This window comes from Brevundimonas sp. Soil_N_31, from assembly GCF_057655995.1.
In genome coordinates, this window is sequence record NZ_JBDGLE010000007.1 from 102516 (window position 1) to 126754 (window position 24239).

Genomic DNA, 24239 nt, shown 5'->3' on the forward strand with positions numbered 1-24239 from the left:
CCTGAAATCATGGACGACGGACGCATGGCGGCGGTGCTGGAACACCCGCTGACGGAAGCTCAATCCGGCCTGTGGTTCGCCCAGAGGCTGGACCCGGCCAACCCGATCTTCAACACGGCTCACTATCTCGACATCCGGGGCGATCTGGACGTCGAGGCCTTCCGCGCCGCCGTCGATCAGACCGCCGCCGAGGCCGAGGCCCTGTCGCTGCGCTTCGTTGAAAAGCACGGCGAAGTTTTCCAAACTCTCGACCCGACGCATCGCCCCCTGTTGCAGATCGTCGACGTGTCCGCCGCCGTCGATCCGGTCGCCGAGGCCATGGCCGCCATGCGCCGCGACCACGAGACGCCGCTGGACCCGACGCGCGACCCGCTGGCCGCCAACATCCTGTTCCTGATGGGGCCGCAGCGTTTTCTGTGGAGCCTGCGCGTCCACCATCTGGCCACCGACGGCTTCGGCATGGCCCTGCTGACCAACCGCACAGCTGAGCTCTACAACGCCGCGCGCGGCGGCCCGGCGCCCGGCCCGGTCTTCAACCCCATCGCCAGGGTGTGGGACGAAGACGCCGCCTATCGCGTCTCTGACAAGCGCACGGCCGACGCGGTCTATTGGCGCGAGATCATGGGCGACGCGCCCGAGGTCGCCTCCCTGGCGCCCGGCAAGGCGACGACCGCTCACCGCTTCCACCGCATCGAGCGCACCCTGCCGCCTGAGGTCACGGCCCGGCTGCGCGCCCGCGCCGACGCCGGGCGCCTGTCCTGGCCCGACGTGCTGACCGCCGTCGGCGCCGCCTATGTCCGCCGCTTCTCGGGCGCGGAAGAGGCGGTGATCGGCGTGCCGTGGATGGGCCGCATGGGCAGCGCCTCGGCGCGCACGCCCGCCATGATCATGAACGTCCCGCCGCTGCGCCTGACGCTGGACGAGGACGCGCCGCTGGACGAGCAGCTGATCCTGGCCTCCAAGGCCCTGATCAAGACCCGCCGCCACGGTCGCTACCGCAGCGAGCAGTTGCGACGCGACCTGGGCCTGATCGGCGGGGCGCGACGCCTGTATGGGCCGCTGGTCAACGTCCTGCCGTTCGACCTGCCGCCGCGCTTTGCGGGACTGGACACGACGCTGAAGGTGCTGGGCGCGGGGCCGGTCGACGACATCAGCTTCACCTTCCGCGGCGACGCCGCCCCGGCCCTGACGCTGGAGGTCGACGCCAACCCCGACCTCTACACGCTGGAGGAAGCCGCCGCCCACGCAGAGCGTTTGGCCGCCTTCCTGACGAACGCGCTGGACGCCGAAACGCTGGGCGAGGTTCCCATCGCCACGCCGGGCGAGGCCGTGCGCGAACTGGAAGCCTTCAACGACACGGCCCACCCGGTGCCCGACACGACGCTGACCGCCCTGCTGGAGGCGGCGATGCAGACGACGCCGGACGCCCCGGCCCTGACCTTCGGCGAGCAGACCCTGACCTACGCCGAACTGGACCGCCGTACCGCGGCGCTGGCCTCGGCGCTGGCGGCGCGCGGCGTGGGGCGCGAGAGCCTCGTCGCCGTGGCCCTGCCGCGCTCGCTGGAGCTGGTGATCGCCCTCGTCGCCACCTTACGCGCAGGCGGCGCCTATCTGCCGCTGGATCTGGAGCATCCGGCCGAGCGCATCGCCGCCATCGTCCGCGCCGCCGGGCCGAGCGTCGTGCTGGCCCATGAAGATATCGGCGGCGCGTTCGGCGAAGCCCTGCTGGCGCCCGCCGACTGGCCGCTGGACGGGGCTGCGCCTGCCGTCGCGCAGGCGGGCGAGGACGCCGCCTATGTCATCTACACCTCGGGGTCGACCGGCGATCCCAAGGGGGTGCTGGTCGAGCATCGCGCCATCGTCAACCGCCTGCTGTGGATGCAGGCCGAATACGGCGTCGGCGCCCAGACCCGCATCCTGCAGAAGACGCCCGCCAGCTTCGACGTCTCGGTGTGGGAGTTCTTCCTCGCCCTGATTTCCGGCGGCGAACTGGTCGTGGCCCCGCCCGGCGCGCACCGCGATCCGGCCGCCATCGCTGGGCTGATCCGCCGCCATGCGATCACCGACCTGCACTTCGTCCCCTCCATGCTGTCGGCCTTTCTGGCCGATCCGGCGGCGAAGGGGATCGCGGTCGCCCACGTTTTCTGCAGCGGCGAGGAACTGCCCGCCGAACTGCGCGACCGCTTCCACCAGACGGTGAGCGCCGAGTTGCACAACCTCTACGGCCCGACCGAGGCGGCGGTGGACGTCAGCTATTGGGCCGCCGGGCCGGAGGATACGTCCCGCCCCATGCCCATCGGCTGGCCGGTGTGGAACACGCGGCTGGTCATTCTGGACGAGCGGCTGCGCCCCGTGGCGCCCGGCATGGGCGGCCATCTGCATCTGGGCGGCGTGCAGCTGGCGCGCGGTTATCTGAACCGACCCGACCTGACCGAGGACCGCTTCATCCCCGACCCGCATCATCCCGGCCAGCGCCTGTATCGCACCGGCGACGTGGCGCGCAGGCGGGCTGATGGCGCGGTGGTCTATCTGGGCCGCAGCGACCATCAGGTGAAGATCCGCGGCCTGCGCATCGAACTGGGCGAGATCGAAGCCGCCGTCATCGCCAGCGGTCTGGCGCGTGAGACGGTGGTGCTGGCCCGTGAAGACCGGCCGGGAGAGCGCCGTCTGGTCGCCTATCTGGTCCCGGCCGAGGGCTATGACCCCGCCGCCCTGAAGGCGAAGTTGGCCGCGCGCCTGCCCGATTACATGGTCCCGGCCGCCATCGTGGCGCTGGACGCCCTGCCGACGACCTCCAACGGCAAGCTGGACCGCAAGGCGCTGCCCGCCCCGGTGTTCGAGGCCGCAGCGGGCCGGGCGGCCGAGACGCCGACCGAGAAGATCATCGCCGAACTGTTCGCCGAGACGCTGGGCCGGGCCGAACCGGCGGGCGCCGACGACGACTTCTTTACGCTGGGCGGCGACTCCCTGCTGGCGGTGCATCTGATGATGCTGATCCGCGAGCGGCTGGGGCGCGATCCGGGGCTGGGCGCCCTGTTCGACCGGCCGCGCGTGGCCGAACTGGCGGCCCTGATCGACGCCGAGGCTCTGGACTTCGACAACGGGCTGGGCGTGCTGATCCGTCTGGCCGAGGGCGATCCAGCCCTGCCGCCGCTGTTCCTGATCCACCCGGCGGGGGGGCTGTCGTGGGGCTATCGGACGCTGGCGCGCGCACTGTCGCCGCGCCGCACGGTGTGGGGCGTGCAGTCGCCTGCGCTGGACCCGCAGAACGCCCTGCCGGACGGGATCGAGGCGCTGGCGTCGGTCTATGTCGATCATATTCTGGCGCTGGGAGCATCCGGCCCCGTCCACATCGCCGGCTGGTCCGTCGGCGGCATCATCGCCCAGGCGGCGGCGGTCGAACTGGAGCGGCGCGGCGTCAAGGTCGGGCTGATGGCCATGCTGGATTCCTATCCGGCCGAGTGCTGGCGCGCCGAGCCGGACCCGGACCCCGTCGACGCCATGCGCGCCCTTCTGGCCATCGCCGGCTACGACCCGACCCAGTATCCCGAGCTGCGCAGCCGTGCGGCCATTGTCGCCTTCCTGAAGGCGGGCGACAGCGCTCTGGGCGGCCTGCCCGAGGCGGCGCTGGACGGGGTGATCCGCGTGGTGCTGGACACCAACCGCCTGGTGCGCGAGCACCACCACAGGCCCTTCGGCGGCCGCACCACCCACGTCCGCGCGGCGCTGGATCACAAGGAGCGCGACCTGACGCCGGGCCTGTGGCGCCCTTACGCCGCCGAACTGGACGTGGTCGAGGTTCCCTTCCTGCACCCGCAACTGACCGGCCCGGCGGCGACGGCGCTAATCGCCCCGGCGCTGGACGCCCGCATGACCGCCGCAGAGGATTCATTAATGAGGAATCTTGGACGATGAGAGACAGCGGACTGTCCGGCCGTCTGGCCCTGGTCACGGGCGCGGGCGGCGGCATCGGCGCCGCCGTGGTGCGCTTGCTGGTCGAGGAGGGGGCGCGCGTGGTCGCCACCGACCTGCCGTCGACCGCCCTGTCGGGTCTGGCCTTCCTGAACGGCGTGCGGGTCGAACCGCTGGACGTGTCCGACGGCGCGGCGGTCGAGGCCCTGTTCGACCGCATCGAGGCCGAGGACGGCCCGATCGACTTCGTGGCCAGCGTCGCGGGCGTCCTGTCCAATGTGACGGTGGATCAGACCTCCGACGCTGAATGGCGCCGCGTCTTCGCGGTCAATGCGGACGGGGTCTTCCATCTGGGTCGCGCGGCGTCGCGGCGAATGGGCGAAAGAGGCAAGGGGGCCTTCGTCACCGTCAGCTCGAACGCGGCGGGCGTGCCGCGTCATGCGATGGCGGCCTATGCCGCGTCCAAGGCGGCGGCGACCATGTTCACCCGCTGTCTGGGGCTGGAGCTGGGGCCGAAAGGCGTCCGCTGCAACATCGTCGCCCCCGGCTCGACCCTGACGCCGATGCAGACCGGCATGTGGGCTGACGAGAACGGCGCCGCCCGCGTCATCGCCGGCTCGCCCGAGACGTTCAAGGCGGGCATCCCGTTGCAGAAGCTGGCGACGCCCGAAGACATCGCCGAGGCGGTGGTCTTTCTGCTGTCCGACCGTGCCGCCCACATCACTATGACGGACCTCTACGTCGACGGCGGGGCCACGCTACGCGCCTGATCTCTCTGGCTCAACGTCGTCCAGATGAGAGATGATTCGACAGGAACAGGGCGTTGATCAGCAGACGCTCCGTCCCCAGCCAGTATTTGCGGTGGGCCGGGTCGTCGGCGAACAGGACGACGTTGCCCGCCCCGATCGGGTTCACCTGAGCCCAGACCGAGCCCGCCGAGCGGGCGCGCAGGGCTTCGGGCAGGTAGCCGTTGACCTGCGGGCTGGTCTCGATCCGTACGACGTTGGCGAAGGGATCGGCCACGGGCGCCAGGACCACGTCCGTCTCCTTGTTCACGAACAGGTCGCGGCGCGACAGGCCGAAGGCCAGCGGGTGACTGATGTCGACGTCGGCCGAAAGGGCGTTGCCCGCCGTGCGCTGCTCGCCCTGGATCGCGCTGCGGTCGGCGTAGTCGCGGCGCTCGACCTCGGCCTTCTTCTCGTCTTCGGAGGCGGTCTGCGGGGCCAGGCCGTTGGCGGCGGCCCAGCGTGCAGCGCTGCCGAACACCACCAGTGAGCCGCCCGCCCGCACCCAGGTTGTCAAGGCGTCCACCGTCGGCTGGCTCAGGTTGTCGTAGCGACCGCCCGACAGGACGATGCTGTCATAGTCGCCCAGCAGCACGCGGCCCAGTTGCGACGGGTCCAGCCGCGTCGCCGGATAGTTCAGCCGCTCACTGAGGGCGAACCAGGTCGCGCCGATCTCGGTGGCGTTGACGCCCTCGCCCATGACCAGGGCGATGCGAGGGGCGCGCACGACTTTCACATTGTCGCTGCCCAGATCGACGCCCGCGACGCTCCGGCCGGTCGAGACGGCGTGGGCGACCACGCCCGCCTCGCGCGCGGCCGTGTCGACGGCGGCGCGCAGGGCGGCGGCGTCCAGAGGCTGTCCCGCCGTGGTCACGACCAGGGAGCCGCGTCCGAAGGCGCTGTCGCCGGCCGCCGTCCTTGCGGTCAGCGGCTCGAACGCGGCGCGGACGCGCACGTCCTGACGCAGCAGCGCCGCCAGAACGCGCGGGGCGTTCAGGTCGCGCCAGTCGACGACATAGGCGTAGGCGTCCTGCGGCCCGTTGACGCCGCCGTTCGCGACGGGGGTCTCGGTCACAACGGACCCGTGAGCGGGGACGCGGCGCAGGCCGTCGCTCTTCAACCCATAGGCCAGGGCGACCGAATAGGAGGTGCTGCCGTAGACGCTGCCCTTGGTCGGGGGCGTCCGGTCGAAGATGGAGTGGACCAGGCGGAACTGCGGCTGGGCCGAGGGCACGACATAGGCGCTGCCCGGCTCATAGGCGCGGCCGTTCTGCGTCACCCGCTCGGTCAGCGGATGGACCTGAATGTGGTGGGCCAGAAGCAGGTCCAGCGTCTGGCGCGTCAGGCCCGGATCGGCCGCATCGCCGAAGACGAAGGCCTGGCTGGAGTGGCGCCGCCCCTGCTCGACGGCCGAGCGGAAGAAGTCGCGCTGGAAGGCCTGCAGCCCCGCGCGCTCGGCCACAGCCCCGCGGATGGTGGCCAGGCCGACGTTGGCCTGATTGCGGATGGTGAAAGGGAAGGTCAGCGGGCCGTTGGCCGTGTCCTGCACCAGGCCGCGCGAACTGGCCTGTTCGACCGTCACCCCGACCCCGCCGTGGAAGTCGGGATAGGTCGAGCCATAGACCGGCGAGAAGTTGTCGAAGACTTCGCGCGTGTAATAGAGCGAACCGAGGCTATCCAACGCCTGGACGTGATACTTGGCCAGCGTCACGTTCCATTCGTAGCTGGCGCGCGGCAGCAGCGGGCTTTCCATGCTGGCGGGCGAGGGCTCGAAATAATAGGTGCTGCCCGCGCCCATTTCGTGGAAGTCGATCTGAATGTGGGGCCGCCAGCGGTGGAAGGTCTCCAGCTTGGCGCGGGTCTCGCGTTGCGTCACCGCCAGCCAGTCGCGGTTCAGGTCGGTGAAATAGTGGTTGGTGCGCCCGGCGGGCCAGGCCTCGACGTGTTCCTTGTCCAGCGGGTCCGAGACGGCGGGCTGGTTCTTCCAGGCGTTGTGCCAGTTGGCGGCGCGGTCGCGGCCGTCCGGGTTCTGGGCCGGGTCGATGACGACCACGGCCTTGTCCAGCCAGTCCAGCACCTCGGGCGAGCGCCCGGCGGCCAGGTAGTAGGCGGTCAGCAGGGCCGCCTCGCCGCTGGAGGTCTCATTGCCGTGGACGCTGTAGAACAGGCCGACGACGACCGGTGCGTCGGCCGTGGCGGCCGGACCGCCGGGATCGGCTGACGCAATGTGGGCGCGCTGGATCTGGTCGATCCGGCCCTGATTGGCGCCCGAGGTGATCACTACGGACAGCAGGGGCCGCTCTTCATAGCTGCGGCCGATCTCCTCGACCGTGACCCGATCCGACAGGCGGGCTAGTTCGCGCAGATAGTCCACGATGCGGTCGTGGCGGGTGTAGTGTGATCCGATCGGATAGCCGAGGAAGGCTTCCGGCGTCGGGATGGCGGGATCGAAGTCCCCTGCGGCCGCCTGTGGGAAGAAATAGCCGCTCTGGGCCAGGGCCGGAGCGGGCGCCGTCAGGGCGACGCCGCCCAGCAGGATCGCCGCCGCCGCGCCGTTGGCGAGGATGCGCCGGATGGATGAACGGGCGTGTTGAACGCTCATGATGTCAGGTCTCGATGCAAGGGATCAGAAGCGGACGTCGAAGCCGACGCGGAAGTAGCGCCCGCGCAGATCGTACTGGCCGAAGTCGTAGGGGGCGCGCACGCCGGGGAAGGAGGCGTCGTGCGGCGGCGCTTCGTCCAGCAGGTTCTCGACCTTGGCGTAGAGCGTCACGCGCTCCAGCCCGGACCACGCCGCATACAGATCGAATTGGTGATAGGCGTCCACGCGCGATTGTCCCCCGACAACCGGCACCTGATCATAGCCTGAGGTGTAATACCAGGTCAGGTTGGCGTCGAAGACGTCGCGGTTCCAGGCCAGGCGCGTCGTCGCCTTGTGCGCCGGCAGGGTCGCGCCCCGGTTCGATCCGGCGTAGTCTAGCAACGGACCGCCCGCAGCGTTCGGCCGCTTGTATTCCAGCAGGTGCGTATAGGCGCTGGAGGCGGTGAACGTCCCCCAATCGTCGATGCGCCAGCGCTGGCTGAAGTCCACGTCGATGCCCGACGTCTCCAGCGCCGTCAGATTGCGATAGCGGTTGTAGACGGCCTGCAGCTTGCCGCGTTCGTCGCGGATGACGTCGGCGGGATCGTTCTGCTGGATGATGGCGGTGGCGTTGCCCGTGCCGATCAGGTTGTCGAGCTTGATCTGATACCAGTCGATGCTCAGCGCCGTGTCGCGCGTCGGGGTGAAGACGACGCCCAGATTGTAGGATCGGGTCTTTTCCGGTTCCAGATTGGTATTGCCGACGGTGAAGAAGGTCGGGCTCTGGCGCGAGTTGGGCAGGTCGGGATCATAGGGGTCGATGACCGAGCCGTAGGAGATCATGGTCGAGGCCGAGTTCTCTGACAGCGACGGCGCCCGGAACCCGCGCGAGGCCGAGGCCCGCAGCGCCAGCCAGTCCAGCGGCTTCCACCGCACGCCCGCCTTGGGCGAGAAGGCGCTGCCGAAGTCGCTGTATTCGTCCGCCCGCGCGGCGATCTGAACGTCCAGATTGCTCAGGACCGGAATGTTGAACTCGGCATAGGCGGCCCAGACGTCGCGCTCGCCGTTCACGGCGGCGATGGCCGGGCGAATCTGCAGTCCGGCGTCGATCTGCCACGGATTGCTTGAGACCAGGCTCTCGTGCCGGAACTCGATCCCGGCGGCGTAGCCGATCTGACCGGCGGGCAGGTTGAACAGTTCGCCCGAGATCTTGAAGTCGGCCCCATAGAGGCGCGACTCCGCGGGACGCAGGGTCGACAGGCGGATGCCGTCCAGCACGGCCTGCGGCGTGGCGCCGGGCTCCTGCAGGTTCAGCGTGCCGTTGGCCAGGGCGTCGGCCAGGTTCCAGCGATGGGCGAAGCCGCCCGACACCGTCTCGCGCTCGTCGCTGCCCGAGGCGAAGACGGCGGCTTCCCAGTCGAAGCGGTCATGGCGGCCGCGCACGCCGGCGAGGGCGCGATAGGACTTGGACTCATTGGTCTTCAGCGTCCGGCCCAGGTCAAAGAAGGTGTATTCGATCGGCGTGGCGACGCCGTAGGGATTGTAGGGGTTATTGGCGGGCAGCAGGTTCGACACCGGCTCGGCCAGCCCGGTCTGGGCGTTCAGCGCGAACCGCCCGCCCTCCAGCGTGAAGAAGGGGCTGGAGCCGAACAGGGACGCCCCCTCGACATAGGAATAGAGCACCTCGCCGAAGGCCTCGATCTGCGGCGTCAGGCGTTTGGTGCCGAACAGATAGGCCTGATAGCGGTTGGTCGAGGGGATCAGCGTCGTGTGCGGCGCCAGGTTGATGGCGCAGGTGTCGCCGGCCAGGCCGTCGATCGGGGCGCTGGCGGTCAGCACCATGCCTTCAGGGCACTGGCCCTGGGCGTCGAGGAAGGGCACGGACTTGCCGTCGACCAGGAAGCGCGCCCCCTTGGCCGACCAGCCGTTCCAGCGGCCGCCGGGCAGGTCGGTGTAGATGCCCGACCTGGTCAGGTCGCGCTGGTCCTGATCCAGCCGATTGCGGGTATAGGCCTCCAGCGACAGCAGGATGTTGTAGCCGTCCGTCTCCAGGTCGCCATGCCCGGCGACCAATTTGGCGGTCGAGGTCTCCAGTCCGCCCTGATCGGCGAGGCCGTAGCTGGCGCCGAACTCAAGACCCTGGAAATTCTGGCGGGTGATGATGTTGGTGACGCCCGCCACGGCGTCCGAGCCGTAGACGGCCGAGGCCCCGTCCTTCAGCACCTCCAGACGCTGGGTCGCGACCATCGGCAGGGCGTTCAGATTGACGAAGGTGTCCGACAGGCCGCCGCCGGGGAAGCCGTAGTTGGCCACGCGCCGCCCGTTCAGCAGCACCAGGGTGTTCTTCTGCGACAGACCGCGCAGGCCGATGCCCGCCGCGCCGGACGACCAGCCGCTGTTCTGCGTCTCGTTCGAGCCGTTGCCGGTATTGGCCGAGATCGAGCGCACCAGGTCCGCCGTGGTCGACTTGCCCGAGCTCTCCAACTCCTCGCGGCCGATCACCTGGACCGGGTTGAAGCCTTCGGTGTTGGCGCGCCGGATGTTGGAGCCGGTCACGATCACGTCCGCCACGGCGTGCGAAGTTTGAGTTTCCGTGGCGTTTTCCGCCGTTTGGGCGTGCGCCATGGTGCAGAGGCTCGTGCTCGAAAGAAGCGCCAGGACGGTCAAGGGGGGGTTAATCATGTTGTTGCGCTGCAAAAAGAGGCTAAAAGCGGCGCGCAATAAGGCATGTTGATCACGCGGCCGTAATTTAGAAATCCTCAAGTTATTGATAGGGCGGCTATTTGGGCGACGCGAGGTCTCCTCGCGCCTGCGTCGATCCGGCTTGCAACCAAGCGAGCGGCGCCCTGTTCTTGTGCGGCGGCGAACAGATGTATGGGCGCGGCCGGTCCAAGGGGGATGAGCTTTGTTCGAGACACAGCCGACGGTTATCGATGAAGTGGTGGTCACAGCGGCGCGTTTGCCGCCCGCAGCGGGCGAGGCGGCCTTTTCCGTGATCCGGCTGGACGGTGCTGCGTTGGATCGTGCGGCGCGGCTGGACGAGGCTCTGGCTGGGGTTCCGGCGGTTTCCCTATTCCGGCGTACGAGCAGTCTGGCGGCCAATCCGACGACACAGGGCGTTTCGTTGCGAGCCATCGCCCCTTCGGGCGCCGGGCGCACGTTGGTTACGCTGGACGGCGTGCCGTTGAACGACCCCTTCGGCGGCTGGGTGTTGTGGTCGCAACTGCCGACAGAGGCGCTGGAAAGTCTCGACATCGTGCGCGGGGCGGGGGCCGGACCTTACGGCGCGGGCGCCCTGACCGGAGTGATCCAGCTGCGCGAGCGGGAACGAGGCGGCGTGTTGGACGCCTCAATCGCAGAGCGGGGCGGCGCGCGCCTGGCTGGCGCAGTCGGTGTTGACGCCGGGTCGCTGCGTCTGACCGGCTCAGCCCTTTATGAGACCAGCGACGGCTATGTTCCCGTACGCGGCGCGGCCGCTGGAAAGGCGGACACGCCTTTGGATATCGAGACCCGTGCAGCGGCGCTGCGACTTGATGCGCCGCTTGGCGCGGCCAGGCTGTCCCTGCGCGCTTCGGCCTATGACGAGGAGCGCGGCTCGGGTCTTCAGGGCGCGCGGTCCAGCGCCAGCGGCCACCTGCTGTCAGCCACGGCGGCGAAACGGCCGCAGGAGGGCGCCTACGGATGGCGGCTGCAGGCCTGGCGGCGCGAAAGCGACTTCGCCAACAGTTCGGTCGCGGTGGCGGCGGACCGCAACTCGACCACGCCCGCCAATGATCAGTATGAAACGCCCGCGACCGGCTGGGGCGTCAACGCCGCCCTGCGTCGCGCCTCGCGCGACGTGGCGGGCGGGCGACTGGAATGGGAGCTGGGCGCCGACGCCCGTTTCAACGAGGGCGAGACCCGCGAACGCTTCCGCTACATGAACGGCGCCTTCACGCGCGACCGGATCGCGGGGGGCGAGACTTCGGTCGCCGGACTCTATGGCGAGGCGTCATGGCGCGACGATCTGTGGCTGATTGCGGGCGGCCTGCGTCTGGACGGCTGGCGCAATGAGAACGGCCGCCGTCTGGAGCGTGATCGCGCGACCGGCGCGGCGACCCTCGACGAGGCCGACCCTGACCGCTCGGGCGAGGTGGTCAGCGTCCGCCTCGCGGCGCGGCGCATGATCGGCGGCGGTTGGGCGGCCCGGGCGGCGGCCTATTCGGGCTTCCGGCCCGCCACCCTGAACGAACTGCACCGCCCGTTCCGCGTCGGCAATGACCTGACGGAGGCGAACGCCGCCCTGGTCCCCGAGACGCTGCAGGGCGTGGAGGCGGGCCTGGCCTATGAGGGGCTCGTGGCGACTTTCGGCGCGACCTTGTTCTGGAACCGGATTGAGGACGCCATCGTCAATGTGACGATAGGCGAGGGGCCGGGAACTTTCCCGCGCGCGGGCTTTGTCCCCGCTGGCGGCGTGTTGCGTCAACGCCAGAACGCCGGGGCCATCGGGGCGACAGGTATTGAACTGACGGCGCGTCGCAGCCTAGGCGGCCGACTGACCCTGGACGGCGCTGTTTCCATCACCGACGCACGCATGGATGGCGGTTCGGCGGCGCCGCAATTGACCGGTCTGCGTCCGGCCCAGGCGCCGATCTGGAGCGCGACGGCGGGTCTGGACTGGCGCGCCAGCGACCGCCTGAACCTGGCCGTTCAGGCGCGCTATGAAAGCAAGCGGTTCGAGGACGATCTGAACAGTCGCGTCCTGGGCGCCGCCGTCGCCGTGGACGCCCGTGCGGAATGGCGGATGACGCCCGCCGCCGTTGTTTGGGCCGCCGCCGATAACCTGTTCGACGAGGTTGTCGAGGTGTCCGAGACGGGAACCGGGGTCGAAGGCTACGGCCCGCCGCGCACCCTGCGCCTGGGTGTCCGCTGGACCTACTGAGCCTGCAGGTCCAGCGGCGGGATTGGCGTCAGCCCAGGCTGGTGTGAATCGGCACGCCGTTCTTGATCGCCAGTGTCACGGGCGTGCGTTCGGCCACGTCGGCCAAACGCGTGCGCTGGGCGTCATCCAGCGGGCCGACAGGCGTCAGGACACGTTTGATCCGCGGCGGGCTTTCGCTTCCCAGGTACTCCAGACGGATGTCCAGTTCCTCCAACGGCCAGCCCTTCTTTTCAGCATACATCTTCAGCGTGATGGCGGTGCAGGCCCCCAGCGCCGAAATCAGCAGATCGAAGGGGGCAGGCCCCAGGTCGCCGCCGTTCAGCCGTTCCGGCTCATCGGCGGTCAGTTCATGCTTCAGATCGCCGCCCGTCCGGATCGTGGTCCGGTAGCGGGCGGTTCCTATGCGGACTTGTGCGACGGCCATGCTGCGCGCTCCGCTCAGGACATGGCCGGCGCGGGCGGCGTCGGATCGGGCGGCAGGGGAATGAATTCCTGATCGTCCATGTCGGGCAGCTTCATGCGCCCGGCGCGCCAGTCGGCCTTGGCCTGTTCGATGCGGTCCTGCGACGACGAGACGAAGTTCCAGTCGATGAAGCGTTCGCCCACCGGCTCGCCGCCCAGCACCATGACGGTCGACGGCTCCAGCGCGCAGATGACCGAGGCGACGCCCTTCTCCAGCACCGCCATCTGGCCGTGACCCAGGGGGCGGCCGTCATCGATCTCGACCAGGCCCTGCACGACATAGATCGCGCTTTCCGAATGATCGGTCGGGGTCTGGAAGCGGGCGCCGGGCTCCAGCTCCAGGTGCAGGTAGTGCAGGGGCGAGAAGGTGCTGACGCCGGCCTTCATGCCCATGGTCTCGCCGGCGGCCAGGCGGCCCTTGACCCCGCCTTCGATCCAGGTCGGCAGGTCGGCGGTGGTGACGTGCTGGAATGAAGGGTCGATCTCTTCCTGACCGTTCGGCAGGGCGACCCACGCCTGAATGCCTTCCAGAAGGGCGCCCTCGCGGCGCGCGCGCTCAAAGCGTTCGGAGTGGGTGACGCCGCTGCCGGCCGTCATCCAGTTGACCTCGGCCGGGCGGATGTCCTGCTGGACGCCCAGGCTGTCGCGGTGGGTGATCTCGCCCGAGAACAGATAGGTCAGGGTCGAGATGCCGATGTGCGGGTGCGGACGCACGTCGACGGTCTTGGGAATGCCCGCAGGCATGTCGACCGGACCCATGTGGTCGAAGAAGACGAACGGACCGACCGTGCGGCGCTTGGCGTAGGGCAGGACGCGGCCGACTTCGAACCCTCCTAGGTCACGGCGGCGCTGTTCGATGATGAGTTCGATCATTGGGCTTTCTCCTGCTCCCAGATGGCGTTGAGTGTAACCTGCACTGTGTCAGAGCACAAAGCGTCCCGGCCCGGCGGCCATCAGGATCAGGAAGCCGCCGATGATGCTGATGTGCTCGAAGAAACCGTTCAGAGCGGCGGCGCGGGCCTCGCCCTTCACGCTCCAGAAGTCATAGAAGATCACAGCCGTGGCGAGGGTGAACAAGGCCATCAGGGCGGCGACGGGCGTGGTGAACCAGCCCGCGATCAGCAGGGCGCTGCCTGCGAGTTGCAGGACGATGGTGCCCAGCAGCGCCAGATGCGCGAAGGGGATTTTCTTGGCGCGCACCTCGCCCAACCCTTCCTGGAAGCGGATGGACTTGGTGATTCCGCTCTGAAGAAAAAGCAGGACCAGAAGGATGCGGCCGATCAGCAGATATTGGTCAGTCATGAGGCTTCGGCTTGATCCGCGACGGCTTCGAGGGTGATCTCGACCTTGATCTCATCGCTCACCATGGGCAGGGCGACGGTCAGGCCGAAGTCCGAACGCTTCAGGACGGCGGTGGCTGCAAAGCCGACCGCCGGCGTGCCGGTCATGGGGTGGGCGCCCGCGCCGTTGAGCACGGCGTCCAGGGTCACGGGACGGGTGACGCCGCGCACCGTCAGGTCGCCATGCACCTTGAACGCCCGTCCCAGGCCCACGCGCTCGACCGAACGGCTCTGGAATGTGATGTCGGGGTGGCGGGCCGCGTCGAAGAATTTGTCGGTCAGGAAGTCGGCGTCCAGTTGCGGCACGCCGGTGTCCACGCCGCTGACGGGAATGCGCACCGCGACGCTTGAGCGTTCGGGGGTCGCTTCATCGATGCGGACGACGCCCTCGACCGTCTCGAACACCGCGCCGGGGTTCGACAGGCCCAGGTGGTTCCAGCTCATGCGGACCTGGGCGTGGGTCGGGTCGATCTTGTAGGCGCCGGAGGCAGGCAGGGCGGTCGCGGAGACGGCGGCCTGGGGCGGCTGCATCGGCGCGGCGACGGCAGGCGCGGCGGCGCCCAGCAGTTGCAGAGCCAGGGCGGCGACGGCGACGTTTCGAGAAATCATGGCGGCCTCGGCGTGGGTCATGAAAAGAGGCGAAGAGTCAGGCGACGCGGGTCAGGCGGTGGAGGAACTCCATCTTCTCGACATCGACCGCGCCGTTGGCCTGGAAATGCTGGATGTGCGGCCCGTGGTTGTGGTGCTGCGATTGGGCTTCCTCGGACGCCCAGTGCTCGAAGAAGACGAACAGGCCCGGCTGGTCGCTGTCCTCGAACAGTTCGTAGCGCAGGGCGCCGTCTTCGGTCTGGGAGGTCTGGGTGACGGCGACGAGATCCTGCCTCAGGGCGTCTTCCTTGCCGGTCTTGGCCCGCAGACCGACGGTGATGAACAGCTCGGCCATGGCCGGTCTCCTTGGGGGAAAGAAAAAAGGGCGGCCCGCGTCGGGGGAGGCGGGCCGCCCCAGAGGGATCAGTCTCGGTCGTAGGAGAACTGAATCCCGGCCGTGCCGCCGGTTTCGATGAACAGGTTCATGAAGGCGGGGACGGTTTCCGAACGCTTCCAGTCGCGCTGCAGTTCGCAGAACAGCTGAGGAACAGAAATAAGCTTGCCGCCGGCCTGTTCGATGCGGCGCAGGGCCATCTCGTGGGCGGCGACCGAGGTACCGCCGACGGCGTCGGCCACGACATAGACCTCATAGCCGTCGCGCAGGGCGTCCAGGGCCGGGAAGGTCAGGCAGGCCTCGGTCCACAGAGCCGTCATGATCAGCTTCTTGCGGCCGGTCGCTTCGACCGCCTTGCGGAATTCCACGTCTTCCCAGGAGTTGATCGTGGTGCGGTCATAGGTCGGATAGTCTTTCAGCACCTTGCGGAGCTGGCCGATCGGCGGCTGGTTCAAACCGGTCTCGACGTTGACGGTCGAGTGGATGATCGGCAGGCCGTAGGCGACGGCGGCCTTGGCCGTGCCGACGATGTTGTTCACCAGCAGCTGGCGGTCCATCGAGGCGATGGAGTTCACCTGCACCGGCTGGTAGTCGATGATGACGAAGGCCGAGTTTTCGGGGGTCAGAAGGTGATCCGACTTCGGATCGCGGATCGGTTCGCTGGCCATTGAATGGCTCCTTTCCGGGGGGATTGCGCCTTGGCGAGGCGCGCGCATGACGCCGGCTCCGCCCCGTCTGAAGGGGCGAGGCGAAGCCGACGCGCATTGGTCAGTCGCGTTGCGAGTCGAGGATCTCGTGGTCGGTCGCGACCTGCTGAGCCTTGCCGTAGCTTTCGATCAGCAGTTGGTAGGGGGGGAAGATCGGGGTGTAGACCTCAGCCCACTGGGCGGCGTCTTCACGGTGCCAGGTCTTCTGCAGTTCCGAGGCGACGGCGGCCATGTCCATCGGCACGACGCCGGCCTGGACCACGCGGGCTAGGGTGATCTCCTGGGCCATCTTGGAATAGGTGCCCGAGGCGTCGACCACCACGAAGACCTTGTAGCCTTCATAGGCGGCGCTGATGGCGGGGAAGGCCATGCAGACGCTGGTGATGGTGCCGGCGATGATCAGGGTCTTGCGGCCCGTCGCCTTCACGGCGGCGACGAAGTCGGGGTTGTCCCAGGCGTTGATCTCGCCCTTGCGCGCCACATACTGGGCGTGGGGGGCGTTGGCGTGGATTTCGGGGATCAGCGGGCCGTTCGGACCCTGGGGCACCGAGGCGGTAGTGATGACCGGCAGCTTGGCCAGGGTGGCCATTGAGGCCAGGGCGGCGGCGTGACGGCGCAGCGTCGTCATCGGCATGTCGGCCACGGTCTGGAAGAGGCCGCTCTGGTGGTCGATCAGCAGCATGACGGCGTCATCGGGGTCGATGACCGGACGCTGGCCGTTGAAGTTGGCGGGCAGGGTGGAAGCGGACATGGAAGTCTTTCCTTTCAGGCAGGGGGCCGCGCTCGGACGAATGTCCGGCTAAGGCTGGGGGTCGCGGCCCGGTCCGAAGACCGGGCCTTACGTTTTCGTGAGAGGGATCAGGCCGCCGGGATGTCGCCGAAGCGGCCGCTGTTGAAGTCCGTGATGGCGGTGCGGATCTCGTCCTCGCTGTTCATCACGAACGGGCCGTAGCCGACGATGGGCTCGTCGATCGGCTCGCCGGTCAGGATCAGCAACGTCGCATCCGCATCGGCATGCAGGGTCACGCTGTCGCCCTTGCGGTCCAGCAGCAGGGCCTCGGCGGCGCCGGCCGGCTGGTCGCCGTTGACGGTGACGCGGCCCGACAGAACCACCACGATGGCCGTGTGGCCTTCCGGCAGGTTCAGCGTCGTCTCGGCGTCCCGGTTCAGCCGCACGTCCCAGACATTGATGGGGGTGAAGGTGCTGGCCGGGCCTTTCGAGCCCTCCATCACGCCGGCGATGATCCGCGCGGTCCCCGCATTATCGGGCAGGGCGACGGACGGAATGTCGGCGTTCAGGATCGACTGGTAGCCGGGGCGGGTCATCTTGTCCTTGGCGGGCAGGTTGACCCACAGCTGCACCATGCGGAAGGGGCCGCCGGTCCGCGCAAAGGCGGGCGAGTGGAACTCTTCGTGCAGGATGCCGCCGCCGGCCGTCATCCACTGGACGTCGCCGGGGCCGATAACGCCGCCCTGGCCGGTCGAGTCGCGGTGCTCGACCTCGCCGTCATAGACGATGGTCACGGTCTCGAAGCCGCGGTGCGGATGCTGGCCGACGCCGCGACGTTTGTCGGTCGGCTCGAAGTTGTGCGGACCGGCGTAGTCGAGCAGCAGGAAGGGGCTGACCTGCTTGCCGACGCTGTCATAGGAAAACAGCGAGCGAACCGGGAAGCCGTCGCCGACCCAGTGGCCGCGATCATTGCCGTAGCGTCCGAGAACCTTCTTCATGGTGTTGTCTCCTGTGGCGACCGGGCCTCGCCGATCGCGTTGGAGGCTTTATGACGGTGAAACGCAGCCCTGGGCAGATTGCGAAATCGCCTCGCTGCGTCCTATCAATAGAACGATGAGAGACCTCAACGACCTCTATTACTTCGTCCAGGTGGTGGACCACGGCGGGTTCGCGCCCGCCGCGCGGGCCCTGGGCATGCAGAAGTCCAAGCTCAGCCGACGTATCGCCTTTCTGGAGGACCAGCTGGGCACGCGCCTGATCCAGCGGTCGTCGCGCAAGTTCTCGGTCACGGAGGTCGGGCAGGAATACTACCGCCACTGCCTGGCCATGCTGGTCGAGGCTGAAGCCGCTCAGGCGGTGATCGACAATGTCGCCGCCCAGCCGCGCGGGGTGATCCGCGTCGCCTGCGTGCCGGGGCTGCTGACCTATCAGATGGGCGGGCTGATCGCGCGCTTCATGACTGTTTATCCCGAGGTCGAGGTGCATCTGCACAGCACCAGCCGCAGGGTCGACGTCATCGGCGAGGGCTTCGACCTGGCCATCCGCGTGCGCGAGCCGCCGCTGGAGGTGACCGACCTGGTCATGCGCAAGCTGGACGAGAGCGTGCACCGCCTGGTGGCCTCGCCCGATCTGATCGCGCGGTTCGCGCCGCCTTCCGGCCCGGCCGACCTGGCGGGCTGGCCTAGTCTGGATTTCGGTCCGGCGCACCGTGACCACGTCTGGGCCCTGCACCACAAGGACGGGATGACGGCCTCAGTCCGCCATGCGCCCCGTCTGGTCACGGACGACCTGCATATGCTGCACGAGGGCGCGGTGCGGGGGCTGGGCGTCGCCCTGCTGCCGACGGTGGCGGTCGTGCGCGACCTGGACGCCGGACGGCTGGCGGACATCCTGCCCGACTGGCGCCCGAAACGCTGGATCGTCCATGCGGTCTTCCCCTCGCGTCGCGGGCTGTTGCCGTCGGTGCGACTGTTGCTGGATTTTCTGGTTCAGGGTTGCGCCGAACAGCAGATTCACGGCGAAACGCCGACGCCGTTCGTTGCGGCGGAACTAGCGGAGACGAAGGACTGATGCGTCTGGTCGGACTGTCGGGCAGCCTGCGGGCGGCCTCCTACAACAGCGCCCTGCTGCGCGCGGCCCAGGAGACGGCGCCGCCTGACGTGGAACTGATCGCCGCGACCATCCACGGCATCCCTCTTTATGACGGCGACCTGGAGGCCGAGCAGGGTCTGCCCGAAGCCGTGGTCGCGCTGAAGGATCTGATCGCCGGTTGCGACGGCCTGCTGCTGTTCACGCCGGAATACAACAACTCGATCCCCGGCCCGTTCAAGAACGCCATCGACTGGCTGAGTCGTCCGGCTTCGGACATCGGGCGCGTCTTCGGCGGGCGCCCGGTAGCGGTGCTGGGCGCCTCGCCCGGTCCCTTCGGCACGGTGATGAGCCAGGCCGCCTGGCTGCCGGTGCTGCGTGCGCTCGGCGCGGCCCCCTGGTTCGGGGCCCGGATGCTCGTCACGCGAGCGGGCGACGCTTTTGACGCCGAAGGGCGTTTGATCGACGAGGACGCGCGTCGTCGTCTGGCCGCCTTCGTCGCCGGTTTCGCCGACCACTGCCGCCCGGACGCGCCGTGACCGAGGGCGTCTTCGTCATACTTGCCTACGGGCCGGAGCATCGCGAGGCTTGGCGGGCTCTGAACGAGGCTTGGCTGGCCGAGGGCGGCTTCGCCGTCGAGGCCAAGGATCGAAAGGTGCTGAACGATCCGGAGGGGCAGGTTTTGGCGCCCGGTGGACGCATCTTCTTTGTCGAACAGGCGAGGCAGGTCGTCGGCTGCTGCGCCCTGATGGCGATGGATGACGGCGGCTATGAGGTCGCCAAGATGACGATCTCGCCCTCCGCGCGCGGCCAGGGTCTGTCGCGGCGCCTGCTTGAGGTCTGCGAAGCGGCGGCCCGTGATGCGGGCGCGCGCCGCCTCTATCTGGAGACCAGTTCGACGCTTGGCCCGGCGCTGGCCCTCTATGACAGCTTCGGCTTCGTACGCCTGCCGCCGCGCGAGACGCCTTATGTCCGCGCCGATGTCTTCATGGAGAAGACGCTGGGTTTCTCCTCCCTATGACATGGGGAGGTGGGTCGGCGGCGTAGCCGTTGAGACGGAGGGGCCGCTTGGTTCCGCAGCCCTAAACCCCTCCACCGCTACGCGGTCCCCCTCCCCACATAGTGGGGAGGAGAGGGTCTACTCCTTCGACAAGTCTTGCCGCTGGAACCACCACAGGGCCAGGAAGAAGGGTGCGAAGCTCCACAGCGCCAGCCCCGCGACGGCGCGCCAGGCGGCGCCCGCCGGGACCAACGCAGCCTCCATCCCGCCGCGAACCACGACCTTCAGCACCTCAAAAGCGTCGCCGGGCAGCAGCAGCATGGTCGCCCAATCGCCCATCTGCCAGCCGAACAGGGGGCTCAACTTGGCCAGGAAGAACTGGCCGACGCCGATGACCAAGGGCACGAACAGCGCTGCTAGCAGGGATCGCGTTACCGTCGCCGCCAGCAGGCCGAGCAACAGGAACTGCACCACCCGTACATAGGACAGAAGCGCCAGCAGGCCGAACGCCTGCGCCTCGTCGCCGCCGAATCCGAAGGTGAAGCCGCGTCCGAAGATCAGGCCCTTGGCGACATCGGCCCCCATGCTGGCGATCAACAGAAGGGCCAGCCCGGTCAAGGTCATCAGCTTGACCGCGCCGACCTTGCCCATGATCAGGTTCGGCCGGGTGTTTCGCGCTGTGATCAACCGCCAGGTCTCCCAGCGGTAGTCGCCGGCGAAGACGGTGGCGGCGCCGATCAGCAGGAAGGCCAGCACGCCAGGATGGGCCAAGCCGGCCGCCGCATCGACCAGCGACTGACCCAGATCGACGCCGCCGGCGGTCAGTTTCAGCTCGGGCGGCAGGGACCGTGTCACTCCGTCCATCTTGGACTGGATGAACAGGAAAGCCGCGATCGCCAGCACCAGCGAGATCACGGGAACGAAGACGACGCTCCAGAACATCGCCGTGCGGTTCTGCAGCAGGCGCCAGGTTTCGGAGCGGATGGCGTCGGCCAGCATCATGCGCGGCCTCCTGCAGGCGAAGAGGTTTCGGTCATGAAGACGCTTTCCAGATCGGCGCCGACCCAGCGGGCCTCGTCGATGTCGACGCCCTGTTCGATCAGGGCGCGCAGCAGGGCAGGGGCCTCGGCGCGCGGCACGTCGGCCATGACGGCGTCGTCCTGAACGCCGCCGCGTTCGCCCAGCACGGCCATGACCTTGGCCAGGGGCGTGGCCGACAGACGCAGGCGTTCGCCCGAGGCGGTCAGGTCGCTGACCTTGCCCTCGGCCGCCAGCTTGCCGCGGTTCAGGATGGCCACGCGGTCGCAGACGCGCTGGACCTCCAGAAGCTGGTGGCTGGCCAGGATGATGGTCACGCCGTCGTCGTCGGCCAGACTGCGGATCAGGGCGCGCATTTCCTGGATGCCGGGCGGGTCCATGCCGCTGGTCGGTTCATCCAGGATGACCAGATCGGGCCGGGTCATCAGGGCGGCGGCGACGCCCAGTCGCTGCATCATGCCGACCGAGAAGCCGCGCACCTTGCGATCCGCCGCCTCGGTCAGGCCGACGCGCGCCAGCCATCGGTCCGTTTCGGCCTCGGCGCCCATCCCATGCGCCAGCGCCAGCCAGCGCAGAGCCTGACGCGCGGTCAGATAGGGCGGATAGCGCGGCGTCTCGATCATGGAGCCCATGCGTCGGGTGACGGCTGGATCGCCGGTGTGCTGGCCCATCACCCGCACCTCGCCCGCCGTGGGCCGGATCAGGCCCAGCAGGATGCGGAACAGGGTCGACTTGCCCGCGCCGTTCGGCCCCAGCACGCCATAGACCCCGCCGCGCGGTATGCTGAGACTGAGGCCGTCCAGGGCGCGCACCGCGCCATAGGTCTTGCTCAGGCCGTTCGTTTCGATAACGCTGGTCATGAATCGCAGCGTGGCCCGGTGGTGGAAAACCGGCAAGCCGTCTTCTGTCTGTCGCGGATTAAGCTTAGGCAATGTTCCCGAAAGTCGATTTCGGGAGTCCCACATGTTTGATCGTCTGTTCGGGCTGGCGCGCGCCGCCGCCCTGACGCTGGTCGTCGCCGCCTGCGCCACCACGCCGCCTGCGCCGCCGGTCGAGACGGTTCAGGCGCCGAACGTCATTCTGATCTCCATCGACGGCTTCCGTGCGGACTATCTGGCGCGCGGGGCGACGCCAGTGCTGGCGCAACTGGCGGCCGAGGGCGCGTCGGGGCCGATGAAGCCGTCCTTCCCCAGCGTGACCTTCCCCAACCACTACACCCTGGTCACGGGCCTGCACCCCGATCATCATGGCATCGTCGGCAACAACATGGTCGATGCCGAACTGGGCCGCTTCTCCCTGGGCAACAAGCAGGCCGTCACCGATCGCCGCTGGTGGGATCAGGGCGAGCCGATCTGGGTCTCGGCCGAGCGGCAGGGCGTGAAGACGGCCACCATGTTCTGGCCGGGGTCAGAGGCCGACATCCGCGGCGTGCGGCCCAGCTACTGGACGCCCTTCGACCAGTCGATGCCGGGCGACGCCCGTGTGGATCAGGTGCTGACCTGGCTGGATCTGCCCGTCGCCCAGCGCCCGGCGCTGACCACCCTCTATTTCGACATCGTCGACACCATGGGCCACCACCACGGGCCGGACGCGCCTCAGACGCTGGAGGCCATGGCTTCCGTCGACGCCTCCGTCGGCCGCCTGGTCGAGGGGCTGAAGGCGCGGGGTCTGTATGAGAACACCGTCCTGGTCGTGGTGTCCGATCACGGCATGGCGGCGACCTCGCCCGACCGGGTGACGGTGCTGGACGATATCGTGGACCCCGAGGCGGTGCAGATCGTCTACGGCGGCCCCGTCACCTTCCTGAACCCTGTCGCCGGTCGCGAGGCCGAGGTGGAGCAGGCGCTGCTGGGCTCGCGCCCGCACCTGGACTGCTGGCGCAAGAGCGAGATCCCGGCGCGTCTGGTTCTGGGCTCCAACCCGCGCGTCTCGGCCATTGTCTGCGCCTCCGAGCCGGGCTGGCTGCTGGCGACCCGCGCGCGACCGGTGACGAAGCCGGGCGGCGCCCACGGCTATGACAACGCCGCGCCTGAGATGCAGGCGATCTTCATCGCCCACGGCCCCGGCGTCATCGCCGGACGGCGGCTGCAGAACCTGGACAGCGTCGACGTGCAGCCCTTCCTGGCCCGCCTGCTGGGCGTGACGGCGCCACGCGGGGATGGCCGGCCGGAGGACACGCTGGCGGTGACGCAGCGCTGAGCAGGCTACCAAGACACGTCACCCTCGGGACAAGCCCGAGGGTGACGAATAGTAGAGCGCCGTCTAGAACGACGCTCCACCTCCGCGAGCCTTCATGTCCCTGCATATCCCCAAGGTCCGCCGCGCGGCGATCGCCTTCATCCTCGTGACTGCGGTGCTGGACATCGTGGCCATGGGGATCGTCATTCCGGTCCTGCCGCACCTGATCGAGGAGTTCGTCGGATCGAACGCGCGCGCGGGCCTGCTGAACGGGGTGTTCGTGGCTCTGTGGGCGGGGATGCAGTTCCTGGCCTCGCCGGTGATCGGCTCGCTGTCGGACCAGTATGGGCGACGCCCGGTCATCCTGCTGAGCTGCGCCGGGCTGGCGGCCGACTATGTGCTGATGGCGCTGGCGCCGAACCTGTGGTGGCTGGCGGTCGGGCGGCTGGTGGCGGGCGTCACCTCGTCCAGCTTCACCACCATCTACGCCTATATGGCCGACATCACCGAGCCTGAGAAACGCGCTCGCGCCTATGGCCTGATCGGCGCCGCCTTCTCGGGCGGTTTCGTGCTGGGGCCGGTTCTGGGCGGCTTCCTGGGCGAGTTCGGGCCGCGCGTGCCCTTCTGGGTGGCGGGCGCCCTGTCTGGCGTGGCCTTCCTGTACGGCCTGTTCATCCTGCCGGAGAGCCTGCCGCTGGAGAAGCGGATGCCCTTCAGCTGGCGCCGCGCCAACCCGGTCGGGGCCATGATCCTGCTGAAGCGTCACGCCGAGTTGGCGGGCCTCGCGGTCGTGAACTTCCTGCTCTACTTCGCCCACCACGTGTTTTCGGCGGTCTTCGTCCTCTACGCCGGGCTCCGCTACGGCTGGGGGCCGTGGCAGGTCGGGGCCTTGCTGGCCATGGTCGGGGTGCTGGACATGATCGTTCAGGGCGTGCTGGTCGGCCCCGCGTCCAAGCGGTTCGGGGATCGGGCGACCATGATCTTCGGCCTGTGCGGCGGGGCGGTGGGCATCGCCCTGATGGGCTGGGCGCCGACGGGCGTCGCCTTCATCGTCGCCATGTTCCCCAACGCCCTGTGGGGTCTGGCCATGCCGACGCTTCAGTCCCTGATGACCCGCCGCGTCGGCGAGAGCGAGCAGGGCCAACTTCAGGGCGCGAACATGAGCGTCGCCTCCATCGCCGGCGTGGCCTCGCCCCTGTTCTTCGGCTGGATCTATTCGGTGTCCGTGGGCGAGGGCGGCGGGCGAGCGGCGGCCTGGTTGTCGGATCGTGGGCTGCCCGCAGTGTCCGCTGCGGCCGACGCCCTGCTGTCCGAGCCGGGTCTGGCCTTCTATCTGGCCTCCGTCGTGCTGGCGCTGGGCGCCCTGATCGGCTTCCTGACCGCGCGCCGGGCGGAACGGGACGAGGTCACGTCCGTTTGATCGCCGCCGCGCCCCGGACTGAAAGACGGCCTTGATCCTGTCGAAAAGCCGAGGCGGAATGGATGCAACGCCCAAGCTTGTAGAACCGGGACGAG

The 24239-nt window shown here is 68.7% G+C and carries 20 protein-coding genes; 8 read left to right on the plus strand and 12 right to left on the minus strand.

Features of this window, described 5'->3' with window-relative positions; all coding sequences use genetic code 11:
* The first annotated feature begins 9 nt into the window (after positions 1-9).
* Positions 10-3915, plus strand: a complete 3906-nt coding sequence (locus AC3A3G_RS12615; RefSeq protein WP_487488340.1) for an amino acid adenylation domain-containing protein — start codon at positions 10-12, stop codon at positions 3913-3915.
* Positions 3912-4682 carry a 2,3-dihydro-2,3-dihydroxybenzoate dehydrogenase gene (locus AC3A3G_RS12620; protein WP_487488341.1) on the plus strand — a complete coding sequence of 257 codons (771 nt, stop codon included), beginning with the start codon at positions 3912-3914 and terminating at the stop codon, positions 4680-4682. Before AC3A3G_RS12615 ends, AC3A3G_RS12620 begins: the two co-directional genes overlap by 4 nt.
* A gap of 10 nt (positions 4683-4692) precedes the next feature.
* On the opposite strand, the gene AC3A3G_RS12625 is transcribed toward AC3A3G_RS12620, so the two are convergent.
* Together AC3A3G_RS12625 and AC3A3G_RS12630 are read right to left on the minus strand one after the other, a co-directional pair.
* Positions 4693-7299, minus strand: a complete 2607-nt coding sequence (locus AC3A3G_RS12625) for a M14 family zinc carboxypeptidase (protein ID WP_487488342.1) — start codon at positions 7297-7299, stop codon at positions 4693-4695.
* 24 nt (positions 7300-7323) lie between these two features.
* A complete protein-coding gene (locus tag AC3A3G_RS12630) occupies positions 7324-9903 on the minus strand; it encodes a TonB-dependent receptor (RefSeq protein ID WP_487488343.1) in 2580 nt (859 codons plus the stop codon).
* Between the two features lie 280 nt (positions 9904-10183).
* Between AC3A3G_RS12630 and AC3A3G_RS12635 the strand changes: the two genes are divergently transcribed.
* Positions 10184-12199: a TonB-dependent receptor gene (locus tag AC3A3G_RS12635; protein ID WP_487488344.1), complete on the plus strand. Its 2016-nt coding sequence runs from the start codon at positions 10184-10186 to the stop codon at positions 12197-12199.
* A 28-nt stretch (positions 12200-12227) separates the two neighbouring features.
* On the opposite strand, the gene AC3A3G_RS12640 is transcribed toward AC3A3G_RS12635, so the two are convergent.
* The 8 genes from AC3A3G_RS12640 to AC3A3G_RS12675 all read right to left on the minus strand — a co-directional run bounded on the left by AC3A3G_RS12640 (position 12228) and on the right by AC3A3G_RS12675 (position 17418).
* Positions 12228-12623 carry an OsmC family protein gene (locus tag AC3A3G_RS12640; RefSeq protein WP_200166571.1) on the minus strand — a complete coding sequence of 132 codons (396 nt, stop codon included), beginning with the start codon at positions 12621-12623 and terminating at the stop codon, positions 12228-12230.
* A gap of 14 nt (positions 12624-12637) precedes the next feature.
* Complete coding sequence (locus AC3A3G_RS12645) at positions 12638-13534, minus strand: pirin family protein (protein ID WP_125901597.1); 897 nt, start codon at positions 13532-13534, stop codon at positions 12638-12640.
* A 48-nt stretch (positions 13535-13582) separates the two neighbouring features.
* A complete protein-coding gene (locus tag AC3A3G_RS12650) occupies positions 13583-13963 on the minus strand; it encodes a DoxX family protein (protein ID WP_125901596.1) in 381 nt (126 codons plus the stop codon).
* Positions 13960-14631 carry a YceI family protein gene (locus AC3A3G_RS12655; protein ID WP_125901595.1) on the minus strand — a complete coding sequence of 224 codons (672 nt, stop codon included), beginning with the start codon at positions 14629-14631 and terminating at the stop codon, positions 13960-13962. The genes AC3A3G_RS12650 and AC3A3G_RS12655 overlap by 4 nt, the downstream gene beginning before the upstream one ends.
* Before the next feature lie 16 nt (positions 14632-14647).
* Complete coding sequence (locus AC3A3G_RS12660) at positions 14648-14944, minus strand: putative quinol monooxygenase (RefSeq protein ID WP_125901594.1); 297 nt, start codon at positions 14942-14944, stop codon at positions 14648-14650.
* 68 nt (positions 14945-15012) lie between these two features.
* Entirely contained in the window at positions 15013-15651 is a 639-nt protein-coding gene (locus tag AC3A3G_RS12665) for a hydrolase (protein WP_487488345.1), read from the minus strand.
* Positions 15652-15751: 100 nt separating this feature from the next.
* Positions 15752-16441, minus strand: a complete 690-nt coding sequence (locus AC3A3G_RS12670; protein WP_487488346.1) for a hydrolase — start codon at positions 16439-16441, stop codon at positions 15752-15754.
* Between the two features lie 107 nt (positions 16442-16548).
* Positions 16549-17418, minus strand: coding sequence for a pirin family protein (locus AC3A3G_RS12675; protein ID WP_368924800.1), 870 nt, complete (start codon positions 17416-17418; stop codon positions 16549-16551).
* A 115-nt stretch (positions 17419-17533) separates the two neighbouring features.
* Between AC3A3G_RS12675 and AC3A3G_RS12680 the strand changes: the two genes are divergently transcribed.
* Genes AC3A3G_RS12680 through AC3A3G_RS12690 form a run of 3 tightly spaced genes read left to right on the plus strand, consistent with a single transcriptional unit; the run spans position 17534 to position 19529 of the window.
* Complete coding sequence (locus tag AC3A3G_RS12680; RefSeq protein ID WP_487488347.1) at positions 17534-18490, plus strand: LysR substrate-binding domain-containing protein; 957 nt, start codon at positions 17534-17536, stop codon at positions 18488-18490.
* A complete protein-coding gene (locus tag AC3A3G_RS12685) occupies positions 18490-19047 on the plus strand; it encodes an NADPH-dependent FMN reductase (RefSeq protein WP_200166573.1) in 558 nt (185 codons plus the stop codon). Before AC3A3G_RS12680 ends, AC3A3G_RS12685 begins: the two co-directional genes overlap by 1 nt.
* Positions 19044-19529, plus strand: a complete 486-nt coding sequence (locus AC3A3G_RS12690; RefSeq protein WP_487488348.1) for a GNAT family N-acetyltransferase — start codon at positions 19044-19046, stop codon at positions 19527-19529. The genes AC3A3G_RS12685 and AC3A3G_RS12690 overlap by 4 nt, the downstream gene beginning before the upstream one ends.
* A gap of 117 nt (positions 19530-19646) precedes the next feature.
* On the opposite strand, the gene AC3A3G_RS12695 is transcribed toward AC3A3G_RS12690, so the two are convergent.
* Together AC3A3G_RS12695 and AC3A3G_RS12700 are read right to left on the minus strand one after the other, a co-directional pair.
* Positions 19647-20510 carry a hypothetical protein gene (locus AC3A3G_RS12695; RefSeq protein WP_200166577.1) on the minus strand — a complete coding sequence of 288 codons (864 nt, stop codon included), beginning with the start codon at positions 20508-20510 and terminating at the stop codon, positions 19647-19649.
* Positions 20507-21406, minus strand: a complete 900-nt coding sequence (locus AC3A3G_RS12700) for an ABC transporter ATP-binding protein (RefSeq protein WP_487488349.1) — start codon at positions 21404-21406, stop codon at positions 20507-20509. Before AC3A3G_RS12700 ends, AC3A3G_RS12695 begins: the two co-directional genes overlap by 4 nt.
* A 103-nt stretch (positions 21407-21509) precedes the next feature.
* Here AC3A3G_RS12700 and AC3A3G_RS12705 point away from each other — a divergent pair, with 103 nt between their 5' ends.
* Positions 21510-22745, plus strand: a complete 1236-nt coding sequence (locus AC3A3G_RS12705) for an alkaline phosphatase family protein (RefSeq protein WP_412877225.1) — start codon at positions 21510-21512, stop codon at positions 22743-22745.
* A 94-nt stretch (positions 22746-22839) separates the two neighbouring features.
* Complete coding sequence (locus AC3A3G_RS12710) at positions 22840-24144, plus strand: TCR/Tet family MFS transporter (RefSeq protein ID WP_487488350.1); 1305 nt, start codon at positions 22840-22842, stop codon at positions 24142-24144.
* Positions 24145-24239 lie beyond the last annotated feature (95 nt).